Source organism: Hanamia caeni, assembly GCF_003721595.1.
In the GTDB taxonomy this organism is placed as follows: Bacteria; Bacteroidota; Bacteroidia; order Chitinophagales; family Chitinophagaceae; genus Ginsengibacter; species Ginsengibacter caeni.
In genome coordinates this window covers 491790-511205 of sequence record NZ_RJJR01000001.1, presented here as the reverse complement: position 1 = coordinate 511205, position 19416 = coordinate 491790, and the positions used below count along the sequence as shown (strand labels likewise).

Genomic DNA, 19416 nt, shown 5'->3' with positions numbered 1-19416 from the left:
CTTTTATAACTGTTTTAAACCATCAAACGACCGATATGATAAAAAATCTTTTGCTGATTGCCCTGCGCAATTTCAAAAAAGATAAATGGTATACCCTGCTGAATATTTTAGGGCTTACTATTGGCATTACGTTCAGCCTCTTCCTGATCTTTTATGTGCGCGATGAACTGAACTATGACCGTTATAACAAAAAGGCAGATCGCATTTTCAGGATTGTTTCCTATATCCAGGAACGCGATAAGAATACCGACTGGACGCTCACCCAGGCGCCGCTTGCACAAACCCTGAAAAAAGATTATCCTGAGGTGGAAGAATCGGCCAGATTTATGGGTAAGGAACGCACTTTGTTTAAAAACGGGGAAAATAATTTTTATGAAACGAAGATCTATTATGCCGATAGTACGGTTTTTAAAATCTTCACGTTTCCGTTTATAGAAGGTAACGCGGCGACTGCGCTCACGGCGCCCAACAGTATTGTAATTTCCAAAACGCTTGCTGATAAATATTTTGGCAAACACACTTCCGCGGTTGGTAAAACACTTAGGACAGTATATGATGTGTATAAAGTAACCGGCGTTATCAAAGACGTACCTCATAATTCTCATCTCCGGTTTGATATGCTAATCTCATGGTCGTCGATCCCTAAAAACCAGGGAGGTGATGGCGGCTGGGGTAATTTCAACAATTTTACTTATGTGCTGCTGAAGCCTGAAACAAGTGCTGCAGCCTTTAATAAAAAACTAGTGCCGATGTACGAAAAATACATGGCGCCAATTTTTGCGCAATTCAATGTGAAGATGCATTATGGTGTTCAACCGATAACGGATATTCATTTGCATTCCCACCTGGAACGGGAGCCCGAAGAACTCGGCAGCATGTCGTATATCTGGATATTTTCGGCAGTCGCGTTTTTTATGATGCTGATCGCCAGCATTAATTATATGAACCTTACTACGGCGAGGTCGGCACGCCGGGCAAAAGAAATAGGCATACGCAAGGTTACCGGCTGTTCCAGGAAACAACTGGTATTCCAGTTTTTGGGAGAATCGCTTATTACAGCGCTTCTAGCGGTAGTATTAAGCTTTTTGCTGGCCATGCTGTTACTTCCTTCTTTCAACGCACTGTCCGGAAAGGAATTTACGTTGGCCACCTTATTTCAACCTTTCAATATTTTCTTATTGCTGGGTATCGGTTTGTTTACGGGATTAGCAGGAGGCAGTTACCCGGCATTGTATCTCTCTTCTTTTCAACCTGTGAGCATATTAAAAGGTGCGCTGTCAAAAGCTTCGGGCAATATAAACCTGAGGCGGGCACTTGTAGTGTTGCAGTTTTCTATCTCGATGGTGATGCTGATATGCACCTGGGTGGTGTATTCGCAGCTTTCGTATCTGCAAAAAAAAGATTTAGGTTTTAATAAAGACCAGGTGATGGTGGTAACGGTAAATACCGGGCAGGACGAGCGGGGCAAGATCAATGCGATGAATAATGATTTTCGAAGTGTAGCCGGCGTAAAGATGGTAGGGTCAGGATATGGCTATCCCGGCAATCCTAATATTAACTTTAATCTTTTCAGCATTCAGACAGACAGTGGTTATGTAGATAAGGGGATTGCATGTTATGCCATTGATGAACACTTTTTGCCGACGTTAAATATCCCGATAGTTAAAGGCCGCAATTTTTCGGGCCTGTCTGATACAGCGCATAGCATTGTTGTAAACGAAGCCATGGCAAAGCATTTTGGATGGAAAGAAGCCATTGGCAAACGGGTAAAATTTCCGGGAGACACTTCTTCCAATTACCTGGAAGTAGTGGGTGTGGTAAAAGATTTTAACCAGGAATCGCTATACAATCCCATCGCGCCCCTGCTGATGTTTTATGGGCCTAATGGCAACATGATCGAGTTAAAGATGAGCACCGGAAATCTTAAATCCTCCATAGCACAGTTAGGAAATACCTGGAAAAAATATTTCCCTAACCTGCCATTTGAATATAAATTCCTCGATGAAGATTTTAATTCGCAGTATGCTGCTGATCAGAAGCGGGGAAAAATATTTGCTGCCTTCTCCGTGCTTACTATCATCATTACATGCCTGGGATTGCTGGGCCTTACTGCCTTTACCACGCAACAAAGACAAAAAGAGATCAGCATCCGGCGGGTAATGGGCGCCAATATAGCACAGATCGTAAGCCTGGTAACTGTTGGTTATTTATGGCTGGCATTAATCGCAGCGCTGATCGCCTTTCCGGTCGCCTTTTATTTTATGCACAGGTGGCTTAATATATTTGCTTACAATCCCGGTTTATCGGTATTCCCCTTTATTTTGTCTGCTTTGGTGATTGTGTTGACAGCAGTGATAACAGTGATGATTCATTCTGCAAAAGCAGCACTGGTTAATCCTGCAGAGAGCTTGAGGACAGAATAGTTTGAATGCCCGCCTGAGCTTAGCCTATCTGATTCTTCGAGGGATAGAAGGCTGGTATAGAAGATGAATCGCTGCAACCCTGTTTGTCATCCTGAGCTTGTCGATGCCAGTAGATAAATATTCTTTTGGAAGGTGTGAAGTTAAACGCCTTGTATTGCATTTTCCCTAAATAAAAAATCAATCAATTTGCCGGTTCACTGTTGCCCGCGGTCTGAGCTTCGGTCCTGACCACTATCTATTTTTTGATTTTTCATTTTCTCTTCATCTTCGGCTTCTAAGTTTGTTTTTGTAATCATTACTCATCTAAACAAAAAGACATGAAAAGGACACTATTATTTTCAGCAGCATTATTCCTGGCAACGGCTTCTTTTGCACAAACACAGGCAACCAGCCAGGCAACAATTAAAGGAAAATCTGAAATCAAATCGGACAATGTAAAAGCCAAAGCAGATGCTTCTTCTGAAGCCGGTCTCCAGGCAAATCCAATAAAGGAGAATCATAAAGCAGCAGCTTCAGCAAAATCCTCTGCAACTGCAGATGAAAAGGGGAAGCTGGTTAGCGGTATTGCATCCGATAAATCAGTTGCCAGTGTTCAGGGCAAAGAAAAGGGAAAGTTGATTAGTAGTATCGCGTCAGAAGGAAAAAGCGAACCAGGCGCTGCACATTCAGAGGTAAAAGGAAATGCCAACACAAATGCAAATAGCAACATAAAATCACATCTTAAGAAAAACAGGCATTCAGGTAAAAAGGCCCGCAAAGCACTAGCTGCTGAGCAATCTTCGGTATCTGCAACTGCAAATGAAAAGGGGAAGCTCATCAGCGGTATTGCCTCCGATAAATCGGATGCCAGCGTTCAGGGCGAAGAAAAAGGAAAGTTAATCAGCAGTATTGCTTCTGATGGGAAAAGTGAATCAGCGTCTACTCATTCAGAGCTAAAAGGCAATGCCAACGCAAACGCCAACAGCAATATAAAACCACATGTTAAGAAAATCAAACGTTCAGGCAAAAAGATAAAAGCTTCCTCTGCAAACACAATACAAGCCGGCGCTGCTGCAGCGCATGCTGTAAAAGTACCTGTTTCGGTAAAAACCCATGCCGGAATAGGCGTTCACATTAAGTAAGAACGAAAAACAGGTTTTGCTGTAAATTGCAAAACCTGTTTTTTAAAATTAAGCTAATGAAAAGTTCGATAATTTTTAAAGGCGTGGTGGCCCTGTTCTTTGTTGGCTTTCTTCCGGAAATCTCATTGGCAAGCGGAGGCAAACCCAACATTGTTTTCAGCAAAACCCTGATGAATTCTTTCCAGGACACTACCCTGCCAGCTTCCGAACAAAAAGTTGTAAACGTAAAAGATAAACAAGAGGTACAGGTAATTAAAGTACTGCCAAAGGCCCACCGGCAGCCCATTCCTGTTCCTGTTAAAATAAAAGTAAACGTTCCAAAAGTTAAAGCCATCAAACCAGTGGTGAAACCTGTGATTAAAATACTTCATTAAACGAATTGAATGATTATGAAATCGATCTTGTTTATTATCGCTATGGCAACATGCAGTCAATTTTGCCTGGCTCAAACTGATTCAACTGCCGTTGATAGCGCTTCATCCAAATCCACCTTAACCCTTGCTGCGGTATATTCAAATGATGCAAGCTATTACGGGCAACGCGCAGCGGAAAAAATTCCATATGCTGCGGTTGCTGCTAACTACCAGCTTCCGTCGGGCATATATTTTACCGGCCAGACCTATAAGCTTTTAAATGACAATACTTCTACACTTTCTGCCGGCAGTCTTGGCGCCGGCGTGAATTTTAAACTGGCAAAAAATCTCGCTACTGATTTGAGTTACAGCCATAGCTTTTATGCAGCCAATTCACCTTTGCTCCAGGCTGCAAATGGGGATAATGCAAGTGTTTCACTTTCCTGGGAAAAATGGATTACGGCAAGCGTTACGGGTGATTATGCATTTGGAAAGACCAATGACGCCTTTGTAACTACCGCCCTATCCAAACAAATCTCTCTTTTTAGTATCGGCAAAAAAGATGTGGTTACGATCACGCCTTCAGCAGATATGGTAAGTGGCACACAGCATTTTTACCAGTCGTACATCAAACAGAAAAAGAAACGTGATAGTATATTGGGAAATTTACCGATACCTATTTTTGGACGTCCCAATTCCAATCATGCAGACACCATAACAACTAAGGAAACCGCTTTTAATCTTTTGTCTTATAATTTTAAACTGCCCCTGGATTATAACCGCGGAAATTATGTAATAGAAGCCGCCTACCAGTTGTCTTTGTTAAGCAATCATGTGCAAACAACCACCGGTAATGTAAATTCCTTTTTTACTTTTAGCTTTTATTACCAGTTCTGAAGCCATGACAGTATTAATCATCGAAGATGAAAAATCATTAGCCCGTGAAATCAAGCTTTTTTTAGAAAAAGCTTTTTATCTCTGCGACAAGGCTTTTACGGCAGCGGAGGCAAAAAAATTAATGATTGATAATGAATATGATTTTATTCTTCTTGATCTTGGATTACCCGATAATGATGGACTGGAACTACTGGATAAAACAAAAAAAATGTGCCCCAGGGCTTCCTATATTATTCTCACCGCCAGGGGCAACCTCGAAGATCGTATAAAAGGGCTGGACCTTGGTGCAGACGATTATCTTCCTAAACCCTTTTCGCTGCTTGAATTGCAATCGCGGATGCAGGCTATCTCAAGACGTAAATCCGGCAATAACGACCCGATGATAGAATTGGGTGTTTTTACCGTAGATTTAAATAAGCGTGCCGTAAAGATGGAAGAAAAAGAAATTGATTTATCAAAAAAAGAATTTGACCTGTTGAGTTACATGATTCTTCACAAAAACAGGCCACTAACAAGGATGCAATTGAGCGAGCATATCTGGGGATCTTTTTCAGACGACGATTATGATTCTAATTATATTGATGTGCATATAAAAAATATCAGGAAAAAGATGGCCCTACATGGCCCGGTAGATTGGCTTCAGACTTTACGGGGAATCGGTTATAAAATAAAAATGTAAGTTATTTTGAAACTGCTGACTAAGCTTACGCTCTTTATTACGCTTTCAAAATTATTGATAGTAGTGCTGTTTGTATTGCTATTACCCTCTCTCGTTAATTATGCAAGCTTTCAGTACAGCAATTATTACCTGAACCAGCAAAAGAAAAAAGTACTTGCGGTAATTTCTGAAAACGGAGTGGATTATTATCTCCAGGGCGACAGCGCTTTTGCAAGTTATACGATGCTGAAAGAAGAGTATATTTCTTTGCTCCCGGCAGAAGAAGCTCCTGTCAGGGACACCATTGAAACTTCACAACGCGTGGTGGGAGAGGATACCTTAAATTATAGAATTCTTATTCATGAAATAAATACTCAAAATAAAAAATACATTCTTGAAATTGGTAAAACCACTGCAACCATCAGCCAGTACAATAAGCTGCTGCAGCGGTTTACACTCTATATTTTAATTGCCCTCATCATCTGTAGCATTGTAATTGACCTGGTTTATACCCGCATTTTGCTGCGTCCACTAAGCAGGATCATCCAAACCAAATTATTGCACCGGAAATTTCCTTTCAAAGAAAAACTTTCTCCGATAAAAACTTCTACCACTGATTTCAAATTATTGGATGATTCGCTTATCAGCCTGATGAAAAAGATACATGAAGCGTTTGATAAAGAAAGGGAATTTACTTCCAATGCCTCGCATGAATTAATGACCCCGATCAGTATTTTACAAACCAATGTGGAGAACATGATGATGGAAGAAAATATCACTGAAGAACAACAGGATAAAATTTCATCCATGATGAAGACTTTAAACCGGTTGAAAAAGATTGTTCATTCACTTTTGTATATTTCACGCATCGAAAACGACCAGTTTGTCAAATCGGATACGGTTAATATTCACGAACTGTCTTCTGAAATAATGGAAGAACTTTCTGCCCGGCTGGAAACAAAATCCCTTCATTTTACCAACCAGATTTCTGCTAACATTATGGTGAACAAAGTGAACCATGATTTGTTTTTTCAATTGTTATATAATCTCATCAATAATTCAATCCGGTACAACAGGGAAAATGGTTCCATTCTTTTGCTCGACCACTATGTGCCAGGCGAGCCTTATGTTTTGGAAATAAGAGATACCGGCATCGGCATAAAACAGCAAGAGTTGGGATCCATATTTAACCGCTTTAAATCCGGAAAAGATAAAAGCGAAGGATATGGCCTGGGATTGTCTATTGTAAAAAGCATTATCTCGTTTCTCGGCTTTGAAATAAAAGTTACTTCAGCATATGGCGAATGGACGGTTTTCAGTATCACCATTCCTTCAGAAATGATTGAAGTTATACAGCCGTTCAAGAATTAAAAAGACGTCCGTTGAAAGGGGAAATATGGCTCACTCTTACCCGCGGTCTGCCCTTAGGTGCTAACCGCTACGTTTTTATCCAAGCAGCAAAGGATGCAAGCACGCCGTATGCAGGTTTCGCCATACACGGTTGGTTGCTGAGGCCAGATCGGCCGCAACAAGTCCGCACAAAGGAAACAGCTCATCCACTACTTCCCTTGAAGTGGATGCTAAATGCCTGCTTGTGCGGCTTACATTTTCTAAAGCAGGTGTAGCAAAATCTTTTCGGTCATCCCAGCGGTCCCATGAAATTTGAAGCGCCTGGTAAAAGCGCTCCCTTGCATTTTGATGTTTGTGCCTTGCAGCTTCACTCCGGAGCAAAAGCGAATGGCGGTGATCTTCCGTAAAATAATCAGATAAATTTCTTTCGTTAAGCTGCTCCGCCAGCAAATCCATAAAATGAATGGCCATGCCTGACATATTCACGGCCAGCGTACTCTCAGCAAACTGTAGAAAAGGATATTGATATATTGTGTCTGGCAACACGGCTTTACGCTCATCAATTTGAAAGCGCCTGTTTTTATTGACTCTTACCCCGCTTACTTCAAAGCTATTGCTTGAGGTGGCAATCATTCCCATTCCTTTCCAGTCTTCATTTATCTTCACTTCATTTCGCAAAAAAATAAACGCTGCTACGAGGGCGTTGCCATTTTGATCCCGGAGAAGGCTGCCCTCTTTTTCCAGGTGACAATTGGCAGTGAACGCAGTGGCATGGGCAGCGCCGGTGGCATATTGCCAGCTTCCGGAAATCTCATATTCATCATCGCTTATTATTTTGGCAATTCCAGACGCGCGTCCACTTCCTGCAAGACATACTTTTTCAGAACAGAACAAAATGGCGGCGGTGCCTGGTGAAAGAAAGCCAACGAACCAATTGGCGCCGCTACAGAGTGTAACTGTCCAGCCTATACTGCCGTCAATCCACGCGAGAGATTCTTCTGTTTTTAGTCCTTCAGGCAGCGATACACCAAGGCCTCCATATTTATCAGGTACGTACAAATTAAACCAGTGATTTTTATAAATTAGGGCCAGTTGCCCGGGATGTAAAGACCGCATCTGTTCCGCTTTTGCGGTATATTGGCGAATGATAGCCACTGATGCGGAATCAATAAAAAAAGAAGGGTGCGGAATTGAGTCCATGCTACTTTATTTAAGGCAAAGAAAGTGGTTTCAGTCGTAGATAAAAAAATCAATCAATTTATCGATTCACTGTTGCCCGCGGTCTGACCTTCTATACCGACCGCTCCGTGCTTCGGGCCACAGCGGTATTTTTGCCAAAAGCTTGCAATAGAAGAATTCAACAACTATTTTTGGGGGTTATTCACTCACAAAAACAATTACCTATAAGAAAACCTCTTCCGCTTTTTTTATTTGCATGCTTGATCAGTCTCACTTTTACTTCGTGCAAAAAAATCATCTTCATCAATGGGTTCTGAAAGCGTATAGGTTTATACTTCCGGTTAATAAATAATCAGTATAAAATCTGAAATTTTATATTGTGTCCCGCCTTGACCAAACTAAATGTAAATAGCCGGTGCTTACATTTTGACGATTCCTTTTGTTTCCCTATGAAACGTGCATCGAAATAAAAATAAGAATCTCGTTTATTTGTTCGTTTGCTGGCAATAATATTTTTTATTGCATAAATAAATTTTCTTAGTTTAGTTAACTGATTGACGTTCTTTAAATCTGAGATATTAAATACTATTATCAAATTCAGTATTTTCTGATCTTTCAAAAGAGAATTTAATTGCTTTCGCAATTTATTTCTTCAGCAACCTGCACCATAATTATTTATTCAACTAAAAATTGTATAACATGGACAAGGCTGCTTTTAACGATTATCTTGAAAAAAGATATTATGACCAATTAAAATACTACAGCTCTGCATCAAAGAAAAACCAAAAGCGGTATAAAAATATCCAATGGATATTAATTATCCTTTCAACAGTAACTACCATCCTTGCGGCTTTGCCCGGCACAGACCACTTTGACTTTAAATATTTAATCGTGGTAACTGCTGCATTAGTAACCATTTTAACGTCCGGGTTAAAAACATTTCAATACCAGGAGTTGTGGGTAAGTTATCGTTCAACCATGGAACAATTAAAACCGGAAATCTATTATTATAATTTTGGCGTTGGCGATTACGGCAAACCCGGTGCAGATAAAGAATGCATTTTTGTTTCACGGGTTGAACAAATTTTGAGTAAGGAACATACTGAATGGCCGGCTGTAAAAAAACTAAAAGAACAGCAGAGTCAACAACAACAGGAAGATCCGGGAAAAGCAAACGCAGAGCCACCTGCCGGTGTAAATCAATCGCAGGAACCTGATGTAAGTGAGCAGCCTGCAGCCCCGGCAAATCCCTAACGCTATAGAAAAGAATTTTTTTTTAATTATGAGTAAGAATTTACCAATGCAACAAGGTTTTGACTGGTACGATCAGTCAGAACGCAGATAAGATTTACAACATCGATAAAATAGATACGGCAAACTTCTCCTGATAAATCAAGAAGATTCAAATAAGATTATCATCATCTAAATTCATAAACAATGAAACAATTTACAGCATCTAACTTTAAAGGTCAGTGCACTATTGATGAGGATTTTGAGCCAACTCTCATTAAGATGAATGCGATTGCACAGAAGTACAACATCACCGTAATTGTAAATTCATCCTTCAGGATTGACGCGAATGTGCCGGGAGCTATTGTCACTCCCGCCACTCATAGCAATCACATGATAGGTCATGCCATTGATTGCAACCTGGAATATGCCGGCGGCTATTATAACTCCCATCGGATGCAGAACGACACCGGCATTGTACGACAGTTCATCAATGAACTAAAAGCGGGGGGTATCAGATGGGGTGGCGACTTTCACGGCAGTCCGGATCCGGTACACTTTGATGACGCTCTTAATGTAAAAGATATGACTGCGTGGACGACAAAGTACCGGCAGGCGCATGGTGTAGATACTTCAACAATTGCCTGAGTTAGCAAGATGGAAGATTTTTTTCCTCTGAAATAAACTAACGGTAATGGCTATTCGAAAAAGGTGATCTTCTAAAAGCCATGTCAAATAAAAAGAGGAAGTTATTAATCCATCAGAATCAAGATTGCTTACATTTAGGAATTGTCGACTAAAATTGTTTAAACATAATGAGATACTTCCTCCACATTATACTATTACTTTTAATAGCTAACTCTTCATTTGGCCAACGTGTTGAAAGGCGATCGAAAGAGTCTGCTGAGCAACTCGTAAGCAAGTATATGCCTGAACATTCAAAACTTGCTTTTAATGTGTTGGATACCATGTGGAATGGTAGGCCTGTTATTATTGCTTTTTTTGAACAGGGCCATAAACTTTCGATGGAAGAAGATCCCGGCCAGCAGACTTATCACCGGGTTATCGGAGAAGTTTTTTTTAAAAACGCCGGCAACGATTACACACGGTTCTTAATTGACACCATAAAAAGCGAAGGTGGAGACCCTAAAATTGAAAATGTTTTTTTTGCGAATGCAGATAAAGGAAGAAATAAGGAACTGATAGTGCTGGTTAGCTGGCCCCAGCTTCATGCCGATGTATCGGGCACTCTTTATGGCGCCTTTGTATTTGATGACTATAAAATAGAGGGCAAAAAAAAATTGAGGTATTTAGAAAATATTAGCCGGAAACTTTCGGGCAGTTGCGACTGCGAATATAAAGATGGTAAAAAAACAAAAGCAAAATTGAGAAACGAAGCTGATATCAGAGCGGAGTTAAGAAGGCTTGGGTATAGATAATAATCCGAAAAGTTGCTGCAGGTTGATATAGCAAAGGGGTATTTTTATTATTCCGGACTGTATGAAAATTAGTTCAATCAATTGATTGTAATGCCGTGTAAAGCCGAAAAACGGTATCATAGAGTAGGCAAAATAAAACCACTTAACAATGGAACTTAATAAGCTTCATGGATTGATACCCGGCAGCATTCTTGCTATTTTGCCAAATGCTTTTGCCAGATATCAGATCAATACCAATCTGAGAACAGCTCACTTTCTGGCCCAGGTAGGCCATGAGTCCGGCAACTTTGCCGTCAAAACGGAGAATATGTATTATTCAACTCCACAACGCATTGTTGCCGTGTGGCCAAGCCGTTTTAGTATGAATGGATCAGCCGGTAAAAAAAATGCAAATGACTATATAAAAAATCCTGCAAAATTAGCCGAAGCAGTATATGGTGGCCGCATGGGAAACGACCAGCCAGGCGATGGTTTCCGTTATCGCGGTGGAGGGTTTCTGCAACTTACCGGCAAGGAAGCCTACGTGGGATATGCCAAATACCTGGGAAAGGATACAGGAACAACAGCAGATCTTTTGAGGTCGGATGATAATTATGCATTAGACTGCGCGTTATGGGAATATGTTTTGAATAAGGGATTGAATTCAATAGCTGATACGGGCTCATCAGATAATGTAATAACTATTATTACAAAGAGAGTTAATGGAGGTACCATTGGCCTGGCCGACCGCATTAGTAACTTTCATAAGTATTATGACGCTTTAAATAACCCGGCATAATTTTAAAAGCGCACCAAACGTGATAAAGCACTTTACTTTATCCTGCTCCACGGGAAAAAATATGTAAACAATTCTGCCAATCAGGTTTTTAAAATTCTTAAAATTATGGCCGATTCAACAGGAGCTAACGATATAAGTATTCAAACCGTGTCGCCTGCCAGCTTGCAGGTAAATGTGAATGGTGAAATAAATGAGATTAAAAATAATCTTGACGAATTAAAATCGCTGTTGCAAAAGATGATGTAGCCATTGGCTTTCCGCGTATAGCGTACCTGCGTTTCCCAATCTTCTTTGGTGTATAATTTATCAACTTATTCGTTGAATGTTAACCGGAAGCTATCTAAGAAAAAGTTTTTATGTCAAAACGTTGGCTGAGAGCTATTCTGTGCCAATCGCTATACCTTCCTGCCAGCTATTTAATTTTCTTAACCCTGATCTCGCTGCCTGATTGATGAAAGATAAAGCCATCAACTTCATTTTTATCATTTCTTGTAAAATCCAACTGGACATCTTTTTCTTTTTCAAAGAAAAAATCTTTCTTTTCCGCATAAAGCGTTTTGTAGCCCTGGCCAGTAGGGGTCGCAATCAATACGCTGTCCTTTGCATTAATTGTTACTATCAAGCCAGGCTTTAGCTCATACTGCCCGTTATATTGATGCATGGTTTGCTCATCAAGGCTAACACAGCCTTCCTTTGTTTCGGCACCTCATATTTTTGATTATAAAGAATCGCATAAATACCATTTGAAATCTTTCCTATAGTAGGATTGGACGCATTGCTTAAAAGGATAATGGTCACATCGTCAGCAGGAACACGCGATATAGTGGTGATATAACCGGGAATACCACCGTTATGACCTACTCTCCTTTTTCCGTTAATACTATCTATGCCCCAGCCATAACCGTAATTATTTTTTACGGGCGTGTAGGCCTCGTTTTGTTCCGATGCGGATAAGATAGTATTATTTTCCAGTGCCTGACTCCACCGGTACAAATCACCGGTGGTAGAATAGATAGCTCCTGCAGAAAACGAAACGGTGGAATCAACGATCGGCGCTCTCATTGTATCGTGCGTATTTAAAACAAAATATCCTGTTGTCTTATCCGGGCTTTTCAAATCAGTAAAATCGAAACCACTATGCGTCATCTTCAACGGTGAAAAAATATAGTTATGAACTGCCTCTTCGTAGGAAGCTTTTGTTACTTTTTCAATAATGTAGCCGAGCATAGAATAGCCACTGTTGCTATAACTCCATGAAGTGCCGGGCGAAAAATCGAGTGGTTTATTTTCGAACAGGGCCATCATTTGTTCGCGCGTCTTCGGTTTGGTAATTTCATTCTTCATGAAATTTTCATCGTTGGTATAGTTATAAATTCCTGCGGTATGTGTCAGCAGCTCTTTGATGGTAATACTGTCGCCCTTAGGATACGCGGGGAAGTATTTACTGAGCTTGTCGGATACTGATAATTTATGTTCTTCCTGTAGTTTTAAGATCACCGCTGAAGTAAACTGTTTGGTAAAAGACCCTAGCTGAAAAATTGAATGTTCATCATTTAGCACGCCTGTTGCAGCATCGCGATAACCATACCCTTTGTTCAAAAGAATTTTACCTTTTGCAGCTACAAGGGCTGAGCCATTGAATTGGTTGAGGTTTGTATAAGCATTCAGTAAAGTGTCTATCCGCGCTGCCTCATTTTGTGCGAAGCAGTAATTCTGCAGGAAAAGAACAGCTACAGCCACCAGAATATTTTTCATCTTTTATGTATTTATAAACAATGAATTTAATATATAATTATTTCTTGAAGTAAATAATTTCAAGTGCATAATTTGTGTTTTTGAACACGAAGGCACAAGGACACAGAGATCGGTTGGCAACTTGCAAGGGAGTATAGAGCTCAACAAGATTTTAGATAAATATTTTGTTTTAGCAGTATAAAGAATACTGTGTCGGAAAATGCCTGTTTTTGAGAGAACAAATGAATATCTAAGGTCAGAATAAAAGATGCCGGGCAAACAGACAGAGCAATAATTTTTATGCCACCCCGTATTAGTAATTAATGGGCTTAGGTTTTTTCTTTTTTAGTAATGAAAATAATGAGCCGTTACATTTACATGTAATAAAGGGAAGCGCGAATGGGAAAATCTGGCTTTTGCCCAGCATAGAAATAGCTTACATGAACAGATTTACCAATAACGAAATAAAAATGATAATTGAAACGACAGAAACCCATTCGGAAACTTTTAAAGGTAAATGGAATGAACACTTCAGTAAATACCAGATATGATGCAGTGGAAAAGATAATTTTTTAAGACCGGTTGCGTATCGTATGGATTGACGTATATCCCAAACTCGGCATGATGTTAATAATTCTCAATACGTCGGCCATTCTCCGTCAAAAGATATCATCGTATCATAATCTCAAAGCTGCAGATAAAGGCGCATTGATGAATACGAAATAATTGCGGACGGAAGCTGCCTAATTTACTGAAATTACAGATGGCAAATCTTTAACGCCAGCCCAACTCAGGCGCTACATATTCCAAAACAGACTTCAGCACATGTACATTATAATCAACGCCCAATGTATTGGGGACAGTTAAAAGAAGCGTATCCGCTTCCTGTATCGCTTCATCTTTGGCAAGCTCCTTTATAAGTCGTTCAGGTTCGGCAGCATAACTTCTTCCAAAAATGGCGCGTTTATTTTTTTCGATAAAGCCCACATGGTCACTTCGCTCTGCTTCCTGTCCGAAATAATAGCGGTCCATGTCGTTAACAATCGCAAATACCGAGCGGCTCACGGAAACGCGCGGCTCACGCCGGTGGCCTGCTTTCTTCCAGGCTTCTTTGTAAAGCCTGATTTGTTCTGCCTGCTGCACATGAAAAGGTTTTCCGCTTTCGTCTTCTTTCAGCGTAGAGCTTTGCAGGTTCATGCCATGTTCAGCAGCCCACACGGCTGTGGCATTAGAGGCAGCGCCCCACCAGATACGTTCGCGCAAGCCTTCAGAATAAGGTTCCAGGCGCAATAATCCCGGCGGATTCGGAAACATCGGATTGGGGTTTGGCTGCGCAAATCCAACGCCTTTCAGCTTATCGAGAAACTCCAGGGTTTTGCGGCGGCCCATGGCTACGTCATCCTCGCCATCATTTGGCTCATAACCGAAATAGCGCCATCCATCAATCACCTGTTCTGGCGAACCGCGGCTGACTCCCAATTGCAAACGTCCGCGCGAAATGAGATCAGCCGCCCCTGCATCCTCTACCATGTACAGAGGGTTTTCATAACGCATGTCAATAACGGCGGTTCCAATCTCTATCCTGCTGGTTTTGGCGCCAATGGCCGAAAGCAGGGGAAACGGCGATGCCAGTTGTTGTGCATAATGGTGTACGCGAAAATACGCGCCATCAATACCAGTTTCTTCTGCAGCAACCGCCAGGTCAATAGACTGGAGCAATGTATCACTTGCTGAACGGACTCTGTAAGAAGGATGATTGGCCCAATGCCCGAAAGATAAAAATCCTATTTTCTTCATACGCTAATGAAATTTTTGCTGAGAAAATAATTGTTGCAACTTGTCGGCATTTTTAATATGCCAATACAAAACTAACGATTCAGCTTTGGACATAATCGTTCGATAGTTTTCCAACAGGATTAAGACAAACAAGTAACTATCAAAAATTTAAAGTAACAATACTTATCCGAAAAAATTCGTTGTTAAGTCAAATCAGTCTATTATGAAATCAAAAAACCTCATTCTATTTTCGATTGGCGCCGCTTTACTTCTCGTCGCCTGCCAAAAAGATAAGCAACCCGATACCAATAATGTTCTCAAGGTAAAAAGCTACAGCGAAAAGGTTGTTTCCTCTGATGGAGATTCCATCGTGGCCAATTATAATTTAAGTTATGATGCGAAGAACCGGATAACAGCCATAGACCAGGTAGAAGTACCGGGAAATAAATTTTTGTTTACCTATGAGTCTGACAGCAAATTTTCCATAGAAATTTATGTAATGAGCGCGCTTTCTATTCACGAAGATATTTTCTTAAACAGTAACCACTTCGTCGACAGCACGTATCAATATAATGACGAGAAAGATACTACATCTGAAAAATATATTTATAATGCAAACAATCAGTTGAGCACGGTGAAAGAATTTTACAAATCAGTAGTGGATAATGTGACCACCTATTCTTATGACGGCGATGGCAACCTGGTGAAGACAACAGATACAGACAAACAGGTGGAAACTTTTGACTATTATCCTGATCTCGTATTTGCAATGCCCTTCATCAATCCGCTGCAATCATCAACACCCGCCCATTTGGTAAAAAACCATAAAATAACTTCAAACGGTTATGTGGTGGCAAATATCGTAAGCACCTACACTTTTGACAGTAAAAATCGCATTAGTACCATCACGCAGACGCTGGATGACGGAAGCCTTGCTGTACAAACCTTTACTTATTTCTGATACCAGGAAAATATAAATTTGTATTATTTATTGATTTACTGGCAGCACGGTTGGCCGCTTTTGAAATTGAAGCAGTAATTTGCCGTTGCTTCTTATTTACTATCCAGGCTTCTCATAAAAGCAATGATATCTTCTTTTTCTTTTTCAGTGAGATGAAGATTTTCTTTGGAAAGCGTTTGATTGGGAAGATTGATTCCTAAGCCTGCGCCGCCGCCATTATTGTAAAAATCCATCACCTGCTCTAAAGTCCGGTATACGCCATTGTGCATGTAAGGAGCGGTTTTATCTACATTTCTTATCGTGGGAACCTTAAATGCATATTTATACGAATCAATTTCTATCACACCATAATAACCCATGTCCGGATCAATCGTAGAATCTTTCTGAGAAACCGGCACGCCTAATACTTCTGTTTCACTCATCACATATTTGGGTGGCGTGATGCCATTAAACAAGGGCGCAAAATGGCAAGTGGCGCATTTGGCTTTGCCCATAAATAAATTAAATCCTTTTAATTCCTGAACAGATAAAGCATTTTCCTTCCCACGCATATATTCATCAAAGCGGCTGTTGAGTTTTACCAGGCTGCGCACGTAAGAAGCGAGCGCATTGGCCACTTCGTTCGCAGTGATTTCTTTATTTTTTCGGGGAAAGGCGTTTACAAATAAGGTGTGATAGCTGGTATCTGCGGAAACATATTTTATAATCGCCTCCATTGAGCCATCCATCTCATGTTGATTTGCGATAACATCTTTTACCTGGTCTTCCAGCGTTAATGCCCGCATGTCGTAAAAATAATTTGACTGTAAAGCGGCATCCAGAAGCGTGGGCACGTTTCTTAAAATCAACCTGGATGTATCATGCAAATCGCGCTCCTTTGCCAGTCCATCAGTAAAAGCGAGGCGGGGATTATGACATGAAGCACAGCTCCGCGTTCCTGTTCCGGAAAGTGAGGCATCATAAAAAAGTTTTTCACCCAATACTACTTTTGCATCCGTCACATGATATTCGGGGCCCGGAGTAAAAGCATTTACATTAAAAGCGCCTGAATCAAAAAGCGTGCGGGCTTCCTGCCTGAGCATACGGTTGTATTTTATGCCAGGCCCATGCAAGTCCCGCTCCAGCCGGGCAATCTTCGCGCTTATCTTATTTGCAAACCTTGTAATAAATACCGCTCTATCGAATGAATCAAAATCAGCGTTGTCATGAAGATAAGAAATGGCTGCGGACAAATCCTGCAACAAAGGCGTGCTGTTTTTGTTTAAATAAAAACGAAGAACGTCTTGAAGGCTATTTAATGACTCCGCGCATTCGTTGATGCTGTTCCCGGAATGCTGGGCATCAAAGCCGGAAATTCCCAGGGCGATAATCCTGAACACTTCCAGCTTGGCAGCATCCAAAATGCGCCAGTCAGCAAGCGGGTGATCGGTAAAATAGGAAACCAGGTAGCCTGTGTTGGTCACCAAATTTGTTACTCCGACTACCAGCTTATTTTTTCCGGAAGTATCGAATTGCGGGTAAACAGATTCTTCTATTACCTGCAAGCCCATTGGATCTATGGCACGCGCCAACGAAGGGTCTAATAAATCAGCGTTCTCAATTTCCTGCACGGGAGGGCCGTTAAGCCTTTCAGCAAGATCAGCGGCAAAATATTCTGCCGCCCACTCAAATTTTTTGTACAGCAATCTTGATTTCAGAAATACCTGCCGAATTTTTTGGCTGTCGGGGTGATCTTTACCAACTTCAACAAGGAAAGTGTCTTTGATATAATTTTGAAAAGACATTACCTGGTCTAAAACGATATTTTGAATTCGTTCTTCGCGCGGGCTTGCGGCAGTGTGTTGTGTATAGCTTGAGTAAAAGGGAGTAAAGCTTGCAATAGATAGCCCTGTCACTAAAAAGACTACTATTGCCATTTTCCTATACATAGCTGTTCATAGCCAGTAATAAATCATTTAAAAATCAGCGCATTCCTGAACGGGTTGGCATTTTTATCCCTTTCAGCCAGCGGCTCGAGGCCCCAGCGGTGTTCAATAAAAGAGAGAATACTCACGGTTTCATATTGACTGGAATCCACGAAACCTTTTTTCGCAAACGGGCCAATTATAATCGCCGGAATGCGACTTCCCGGGCCCCACCTGTCGATTACCGGCGGATTTACATGATCAAAAAATCCACCGAACTCATCGTAGGTGAGAATAACCAGCGCGTCTTTACCGTTAGGCCCGTTCAATACCGCGTTGATCAGCTTAACCGCGCCTTGTTCAGAAGGGAATACTGCGGAACCGCCGGGGTGCTCATCATTTCCACCGCCGGGTTTCACAAAAGAAACGGCAGGCAACGTGCCTTCATTGGCCGCTTTAATAAAGTCATTTTGATCTTTCAGATGCGTTCTTCCTTCTGTTCCTTCGGCATATTTGGCAAAATACAGGAAGGGCTCGTGATTATACGCAAAGTTATTTGGCCTTCCTGCCACGGCATCGTCCCATCCCTCAGAATACCATGCCCACGATACTCCTTTCTCGCTCATCCGGTCGCCGATGGTAGGCATGGTTTGCGGCGGTAGTAGCCTGGCAGTATCCGACTTGGGTGGATATGGCTTGTCTTTGGAAATCACCGTATTCACCGCGTAGCCATCAGGCGTAATGGCACCATCCTTTACCAATTTGCCATCAGCATCCACTTTTGCAACCATTGATTCCGGCGCGTTTGGCCATACGGGCACTGCGGCGGAAATGAGATACACATGGTTAAAATAAGAGCCGCCAAAGACACTTTGGAAAAAATTGTCACAAAGCGTGTATTGTTTTGCAAACGGATACAATGGCAATTTTTCAGTATTATAATATCCCATGGCCAGGCCTTTGGAATTGTTGTAGAGGGCAAACTTGTTCATCTTTCCCCCGTTAATTTGCATCTGGTTATGATAAAAACGGTGCGTTACATCCGGCGTTTTTTTGTCGGCCGGAACGTACTGATCAATATTAAAAAGTTCATTGGGCAGGTTAGTCGGAAACGAATTGTTTCTTGGAATTTCCGGCAGGTATTTATAAGGCTGGCCGTTTTCATCCACTTGTACAAAATTTCCTTTCCGGGCGTTTTCAATACCATTGGCGCCTTTGAATTCGCCATACAGGTTGTCGAAGCTGTGGTTTTCCATATAGATAATTACCACGTGGTTGATTTGCCTAATGCCCTGATCAAATGAAATTGCGTAAGGTTGCGCTTTTCTGCTGGTACCGCAACTGCTGATTGCAAATACGACCAGCAATAGAATAAAGATTCGTTGTAATGACATTCTGTTTTGAAGATTTTATTTTTAATAAAGCAAATACGCCGTTTAAAGACTTCGGCCCAGTATGTGATTTGTAAACTTCGTACTGAGCGGCAATTAAATTTTATTGAAATGGCCTAATTCAATTTCCAATAAACTGCTATCGATTTTTTGAATTGGGCTGCTACAAACTTACAGTATTCTCATAAAAATCTTCGACATCAATTATAACCCATTTAAAAA

The 19416-nt window shown here is 41.1% G+C and carries 19 protein-coding genes; 13 read left to right on the top strand and 6 right to left on the bottom strand.

From position 1 onward, the window contains the following. Nucleotides 1-35 precede the first annotated feature (35 nt). The 6 genes from EFY79_RS02350 (at nucleotide 36) to EFY79_RS02325 (ending at nucleotide 6823) form a co-directional block, all read left to right on the top strand. Nucleotides 36-2423 carry an ABC transporter permease gene (locus tag EFY79_RS02350; RefSeq protein WP_123119233.1) on the top strand — a complete coding sequence of 796 codons (2388 nt, stop codon included), beginning with the start codon at nucleotides 36-38 and terminating at the stop codon, nucleotides 2421-2423. 317 nt (nucleotides 2424-2740) lie between these two features. Beyond that, nucleotides 2741-3544, top strand: coding sequence for a hypothetical protein (locus tag EFY79_RS02345; RefSeq protein ID WP_123119049.1), 804 nt, complete (start codon nucleotides 2741-2743; stop codon nucleotides 3542-3544). 56 nt (nucleotides 3545-3600) lie between these two features. Further along, entirely contained in the window at nucleotides 3601-3918 is a 318-nt protein-coding gene (locus tag EFY79_RS02340) for a hypothetical protein (RefSeq protein WP_123119048.1), read from the top strand. A 15-nt stretch (nucleotides 3919-3933) separates the two neighbouring features. Further along, the gene (locus EFY79_RS02335) at nucleotides 3934-4794 is read left to right on the top strand and encodes a hypothetical protein (protein ID WP_148041831.1); all 861 of its coding nucleotides are present in this window, start codon (nucleotides 3934-3936) and stop codon (nucleotides 4792-4794) included. A 4-nt stretch (nucleotides 4795-4798) separates the two neighbouring features. Continuing rightward, nucleotides 4799-5473, top strand: a complete 675-nt coding sequence (locus EFY79_RS02330) for a response regulator transcription factor (RefSeq protein ID WP_123119046.1) — start codon at nucleotides 4799-4801, stop codon at nucleotides 5471-5473. A gap of 6 nt (nucleotides 5474-5479) precedes the next feature. Then, complete coding sequence (locus EFY79_RS02325; protein WP_123119045.1) at nucleotides 5480-6823, top strand: sensor histidine kinase; 1344 nt, start codon at nucleotides 5480-5482, stop codon at nucleotides 6821-6823. Between the two features lie 75 nt (nucleotides 6824-6898). Here the strand turns inward: EFY79_RS02325 and EFY79_RS02320 are convergent, their stop codons facing one another. Beyond that, nucleotides 6899-8002, bottom strand: a complete 1104-nt coding sequence (locus EFY79_RS02320; RefSeq protein ID WP_123119044.1) for an acyl-CoA dehydrogenase family protein — start codon at nucleotides 8000-8002, stop codon at nucleotides 6899-6901. 678 nt (nucleotides 8003-8680) lie between these two features. Here EFY79_RS02320 and EFY79_RS02310 point away from each other — a divergent pair. From EFY79_RS02310 to EFY79_RS21350, 5 genes are all read left to right on the top strand, one after another. After that, nucleotides 8681-9235, top strand: coding sequence for a DUF4231 domain-containing protein (locus EFY79_RS02310; RefSeq protein WP_123119042.1), 555 nt, complete (start codon nucleotides 8681-8683; stop codon nucleotides 9233-9235). Between the two features lie 183 nt (nucleotides 9236-9418). Further along, entirely contained in the window at nucleotides 9419-9859 is a 441-nt protein-coding gene (locus EFY79_RS02305) for a M15 family metallopeptidase (RefSeq protein WP_123119041.1), read from the top strand. A 167-nt stretch (nucleotides 9860-10026) separates the two neighbouring features. Next, nucleotides 10027-10650, top strand: coding sequence for a hypothetical protein (locus EFY79_RS02300; protein ID WP_148041830.1), 624 nt, complete (start codon nucleotides 10027-10029; stop codon nucleotides 10648-10650). A gap of 148 nt (nucleotides 10651-10798) precedes the next feature. Next, entirely contained in the window at nucleotides 10799-11428 is a 630-nt protein-coding gene (locus EFY79_RS02295; protein ID WP_123119039.1) for a glycoside hydrolase family 19 protein, read from the top strand. A gap of 105 nt (nucleotides 11429-11533) precedes the next feature. Continuing rightward, nucleotides 11534-11674, top strand: coding sequence for a hypothetical protein (locus EFY79_RS21350; RefSeq protein ID WP_158605123.1), 141 nt, complete (start codon nucleotides 11534-11536; stop codon nucleotides 11672-11674). Nucleotides 11675-11840: 166 nt separating this feature from the next. Here EFY79_RS21350 and EFY79_RS02290 read toward each other — a convergent pair whose 3' ends face one another. Together EFY79_RS02290 and EFY79_RS02285 are read right to left on the bottom strand one after the other, a co-directional pair. Continuing rightward, complete coding sequence (locus tag EFY79_RS02290; RefSeq protein ID WP_123119038.1) at nucleotides 11841-12089, bottom strand: DUF3471 domain-containing protein; 249 nt, start codon at nucleotides 12087-12089, stop codon at nucleotides 11841-11843. Further along, nucleotides 12059-13183, bottom strand: a complete 1125-nt coding sequence (locus EFY79_RS02285) for a serine hydrolase domain-containing protein (RefSeq protein WP_123119037.1) — start codon at nucleotides 13181-13183, stop codon at nucleotides 12059-12061. The genes EFY79_RS02290 and EFY79_RS02285 overlap by 31 nt, the downstream gene beginning before the upstream one ends. 302 nt (nucleotides 13184-13485) lie before the next feature. Here EFY79_RS02285 and EFY79_RS02280 point away from each other — a divergent pair, with 302 nt between their 5' ends. Beyond that, nucleotides 13486-13713: a DUF4160 domain-containing protein gene (locus EFY79_RS02280; RefSeq protein ID WP_123119036.1), complete on the top strand. Its 228-nt coding sequence runs from the start codon at nucleotides 13486-13488 to the stop codon at nucleotides 13711-13713. Between the two features lie 223 nt (nucleotides 13714-13936). Here EFY79_RS02280 and EFY79_RS02275 read toward each other — a convergent pair whose 3' ends face one another. After that, nucleotides 13937-14959, bottom strand: coding sequence for an LLM class flavin-dependent oxidoreductase (locus tag EFY79_RS02275; protein WP_123119035.1), 1023 nt, complete (start codon nucleotides 14957-14959; stop codon nucleotides 13937-13939). Nucleotides 14960-15161: 202 nt separating this feature from the next. Between EFY79_RS02275 and EFY79_RS02270 the strand changes: the two genes are divergently transcribed. Beyond that, the gene (locus EFY79_RS02270; RefSeq protein WP_123119034.1) at nucleotides 15162-15899 is read left to right on the top strand and encodes an RHS repeat domain-containing protein; all 738 of its coding nucleotides are present in this window, start codon (nucleotides 15162-15164) and stop codon (nucleotides 15897-15899) included. Between the two features lie 92 nt (nucleotides 15900-15991). Here the strand turns inward: EFY79_RS02270 and EFY79_RS02265 are convergent, their stop codons facing one another. Both EFY79_RS02265 and EFY79_RS02260 read right to left on the bottom strand, forming a co-directional pair. Then, nucleotides 15992-17815, bottom strand: a complete 1824-nt coding sequence (locus EFY79_RS02265; protein WP_233577904.1) for a cytochrome c peroxidase — start codon at nucleotides 17813-17815, stop codon at nucleotides 15992-15994. Nucleotides 17816-17850: 35 nt separating this feature from the next. Further along, nucleotides 17851-19197 carry an alkaline phosphatase family protein gene (locus EFY79_RS02260; RefSeq protein WP_123119032.1) on the bottom strand — a complete coding sequence of 449 codons (1347 nt, stop codon included), beginning with the start codon at nucleotides 19195-19197 and terminating at the stop codon, nucleotides 17851-17853. Nucleotides 19198-19416: the final 219 nt, after the last annotated feature.

What these genes read in the sequence shown, in the direction of transcription:
- EFY79_RS02280 (WP_123119036.1), top strand. Translation starts at nt 13,486, where the DNA reads ATGGGCTTAGGTTTTTTCTTTTTTAGTAATGAAAATAATGAGCCGTTA.
- EFY79_RS02305 (WP_123119041.1), top strand. Translation starts at nt 9,419, where the DNA reads ATGAAACAATTTACAGCATCTAACTTTAAAGGTCAGTGCACTATTGAT.
- EFY79_RS02300 (WP_148041830.1), top strand. Translation starts at nt 10,027, where the DNA reads ATGAGATACTTCCTCCACATTATACTATTACTTTTAATAGCTAACTCT.
- EFY79_RS02260 (WP_123119032.1), bottom strand. Translation starts at nt 19,197, where the DNA reads ATGTCATTACAACGAATCTTTATTCTATTGCTGGTCGTATTTGCAATC.
- EFY79_RS02270 (WP_123119034.1), top strand. Translation starts at nt 15,162, where the DNA reads ATGAAATCAAAAAACCTCATTCTATTTTCGATTGGCGCCGCTTTACTT.
- EFY79_RS02310 (WP_123119042.1), top strand. Translation starts at nt 8,681, where the DNA reads ATGGACAAGGCTGCTTTTAACGATTATCTTGAAAAAAGATATTATGAC.
- EFY79_RS02290 (WP_123119038.1), bottom strand. Translation starts at nt 12,089, where the DNA reads ATGCATCAATATAACGGGCAGTATGAGCTAAAGCCTGGCTTGATAGTA.
- EFY79_RS02285 (WP_123119037.1), bottom strand. Translation starts at nt 13,183, where the DNA reads ATGAAAAATATTCTGGTGGCTGTAGCTGTTCTTTTCCTGCAGAATTAC.
- EFY79_RS02295 (WP_123119039.1), top strand. Translation starts at nt 10,799, where the DNA reads ATGGAACTTAATAAGCTTCATGGATTGATACCCGGCAGCATTCTTGCT.
- EFY79_RS02340 (WP_123119048.1), top strand. Translation starts at nt 3,601, where the DNA reads ATGAAAAGTTCGATAATTTTTAAAGGCGTGGTGGCCCTGTTCTTTGTT.
- EFY79_RS02335 (WP_148041831.1), top strand. Translation starts at nt 3,934, where the DNA reads ATGAAATCGATCTTGTTTATTATCGCTATGGCAACATGCAGTCAATTT.
- EFY79_RS02265 (WP_233577904.1), bottom strand. Translation starts at nt 17,815, where the DNA reads ATGGCAATAGTAGTCTTTTTAGTGACAGGGCTATCTATTGCAAGCTTT.
- EFY79_RS02275 (WP_123119035.1), bottom strand. Translation starts at nt 14,959, where the DNA reads ATGAAGAAAATAGGATTTTTATCTTTCGGGCATTGGGCCAATCATCCT.
- EFY79_RS02345 (WP_123119049.1), top strand. Translation starts at nt 2,741, where the DNA reads ATGAAAAGGACACTATTATTTTCAGCAGCATTATTCCTGGCAACGGCT.
- EFY79_RS21350 (WP_158605123.1), top strand. Translation starts at nt 11,534, where the DNA reads ATGGCCGATTCAACAGGAGCTAACGATATAAGTATTCAAACCGTGTCG.
- EFY79_RS02320 (WP_123119044.1), bottom strand. Translation starts at nt 8,002, where the DNA reads ATGGACTCAATTCCGCACCCTTCTTTTTTTATTGATTCCGCATCAGTG.
- EFY79_RS02350 (WP_123119233.1), top strand. Translation starts at nt 36, where the DNA reads ATGATAAAAAATCTTTTGCTGATTGCCCTGCGCAATTTCAAAAAAGAT.
- EFY79_RS02330 (WP_123119046.1), top strand. Translation starts at nt 4,799, where the DNA reads ATGACAGTATTAATCATCGAAGATGAAAAATCATTAGCCCGTGAAATC.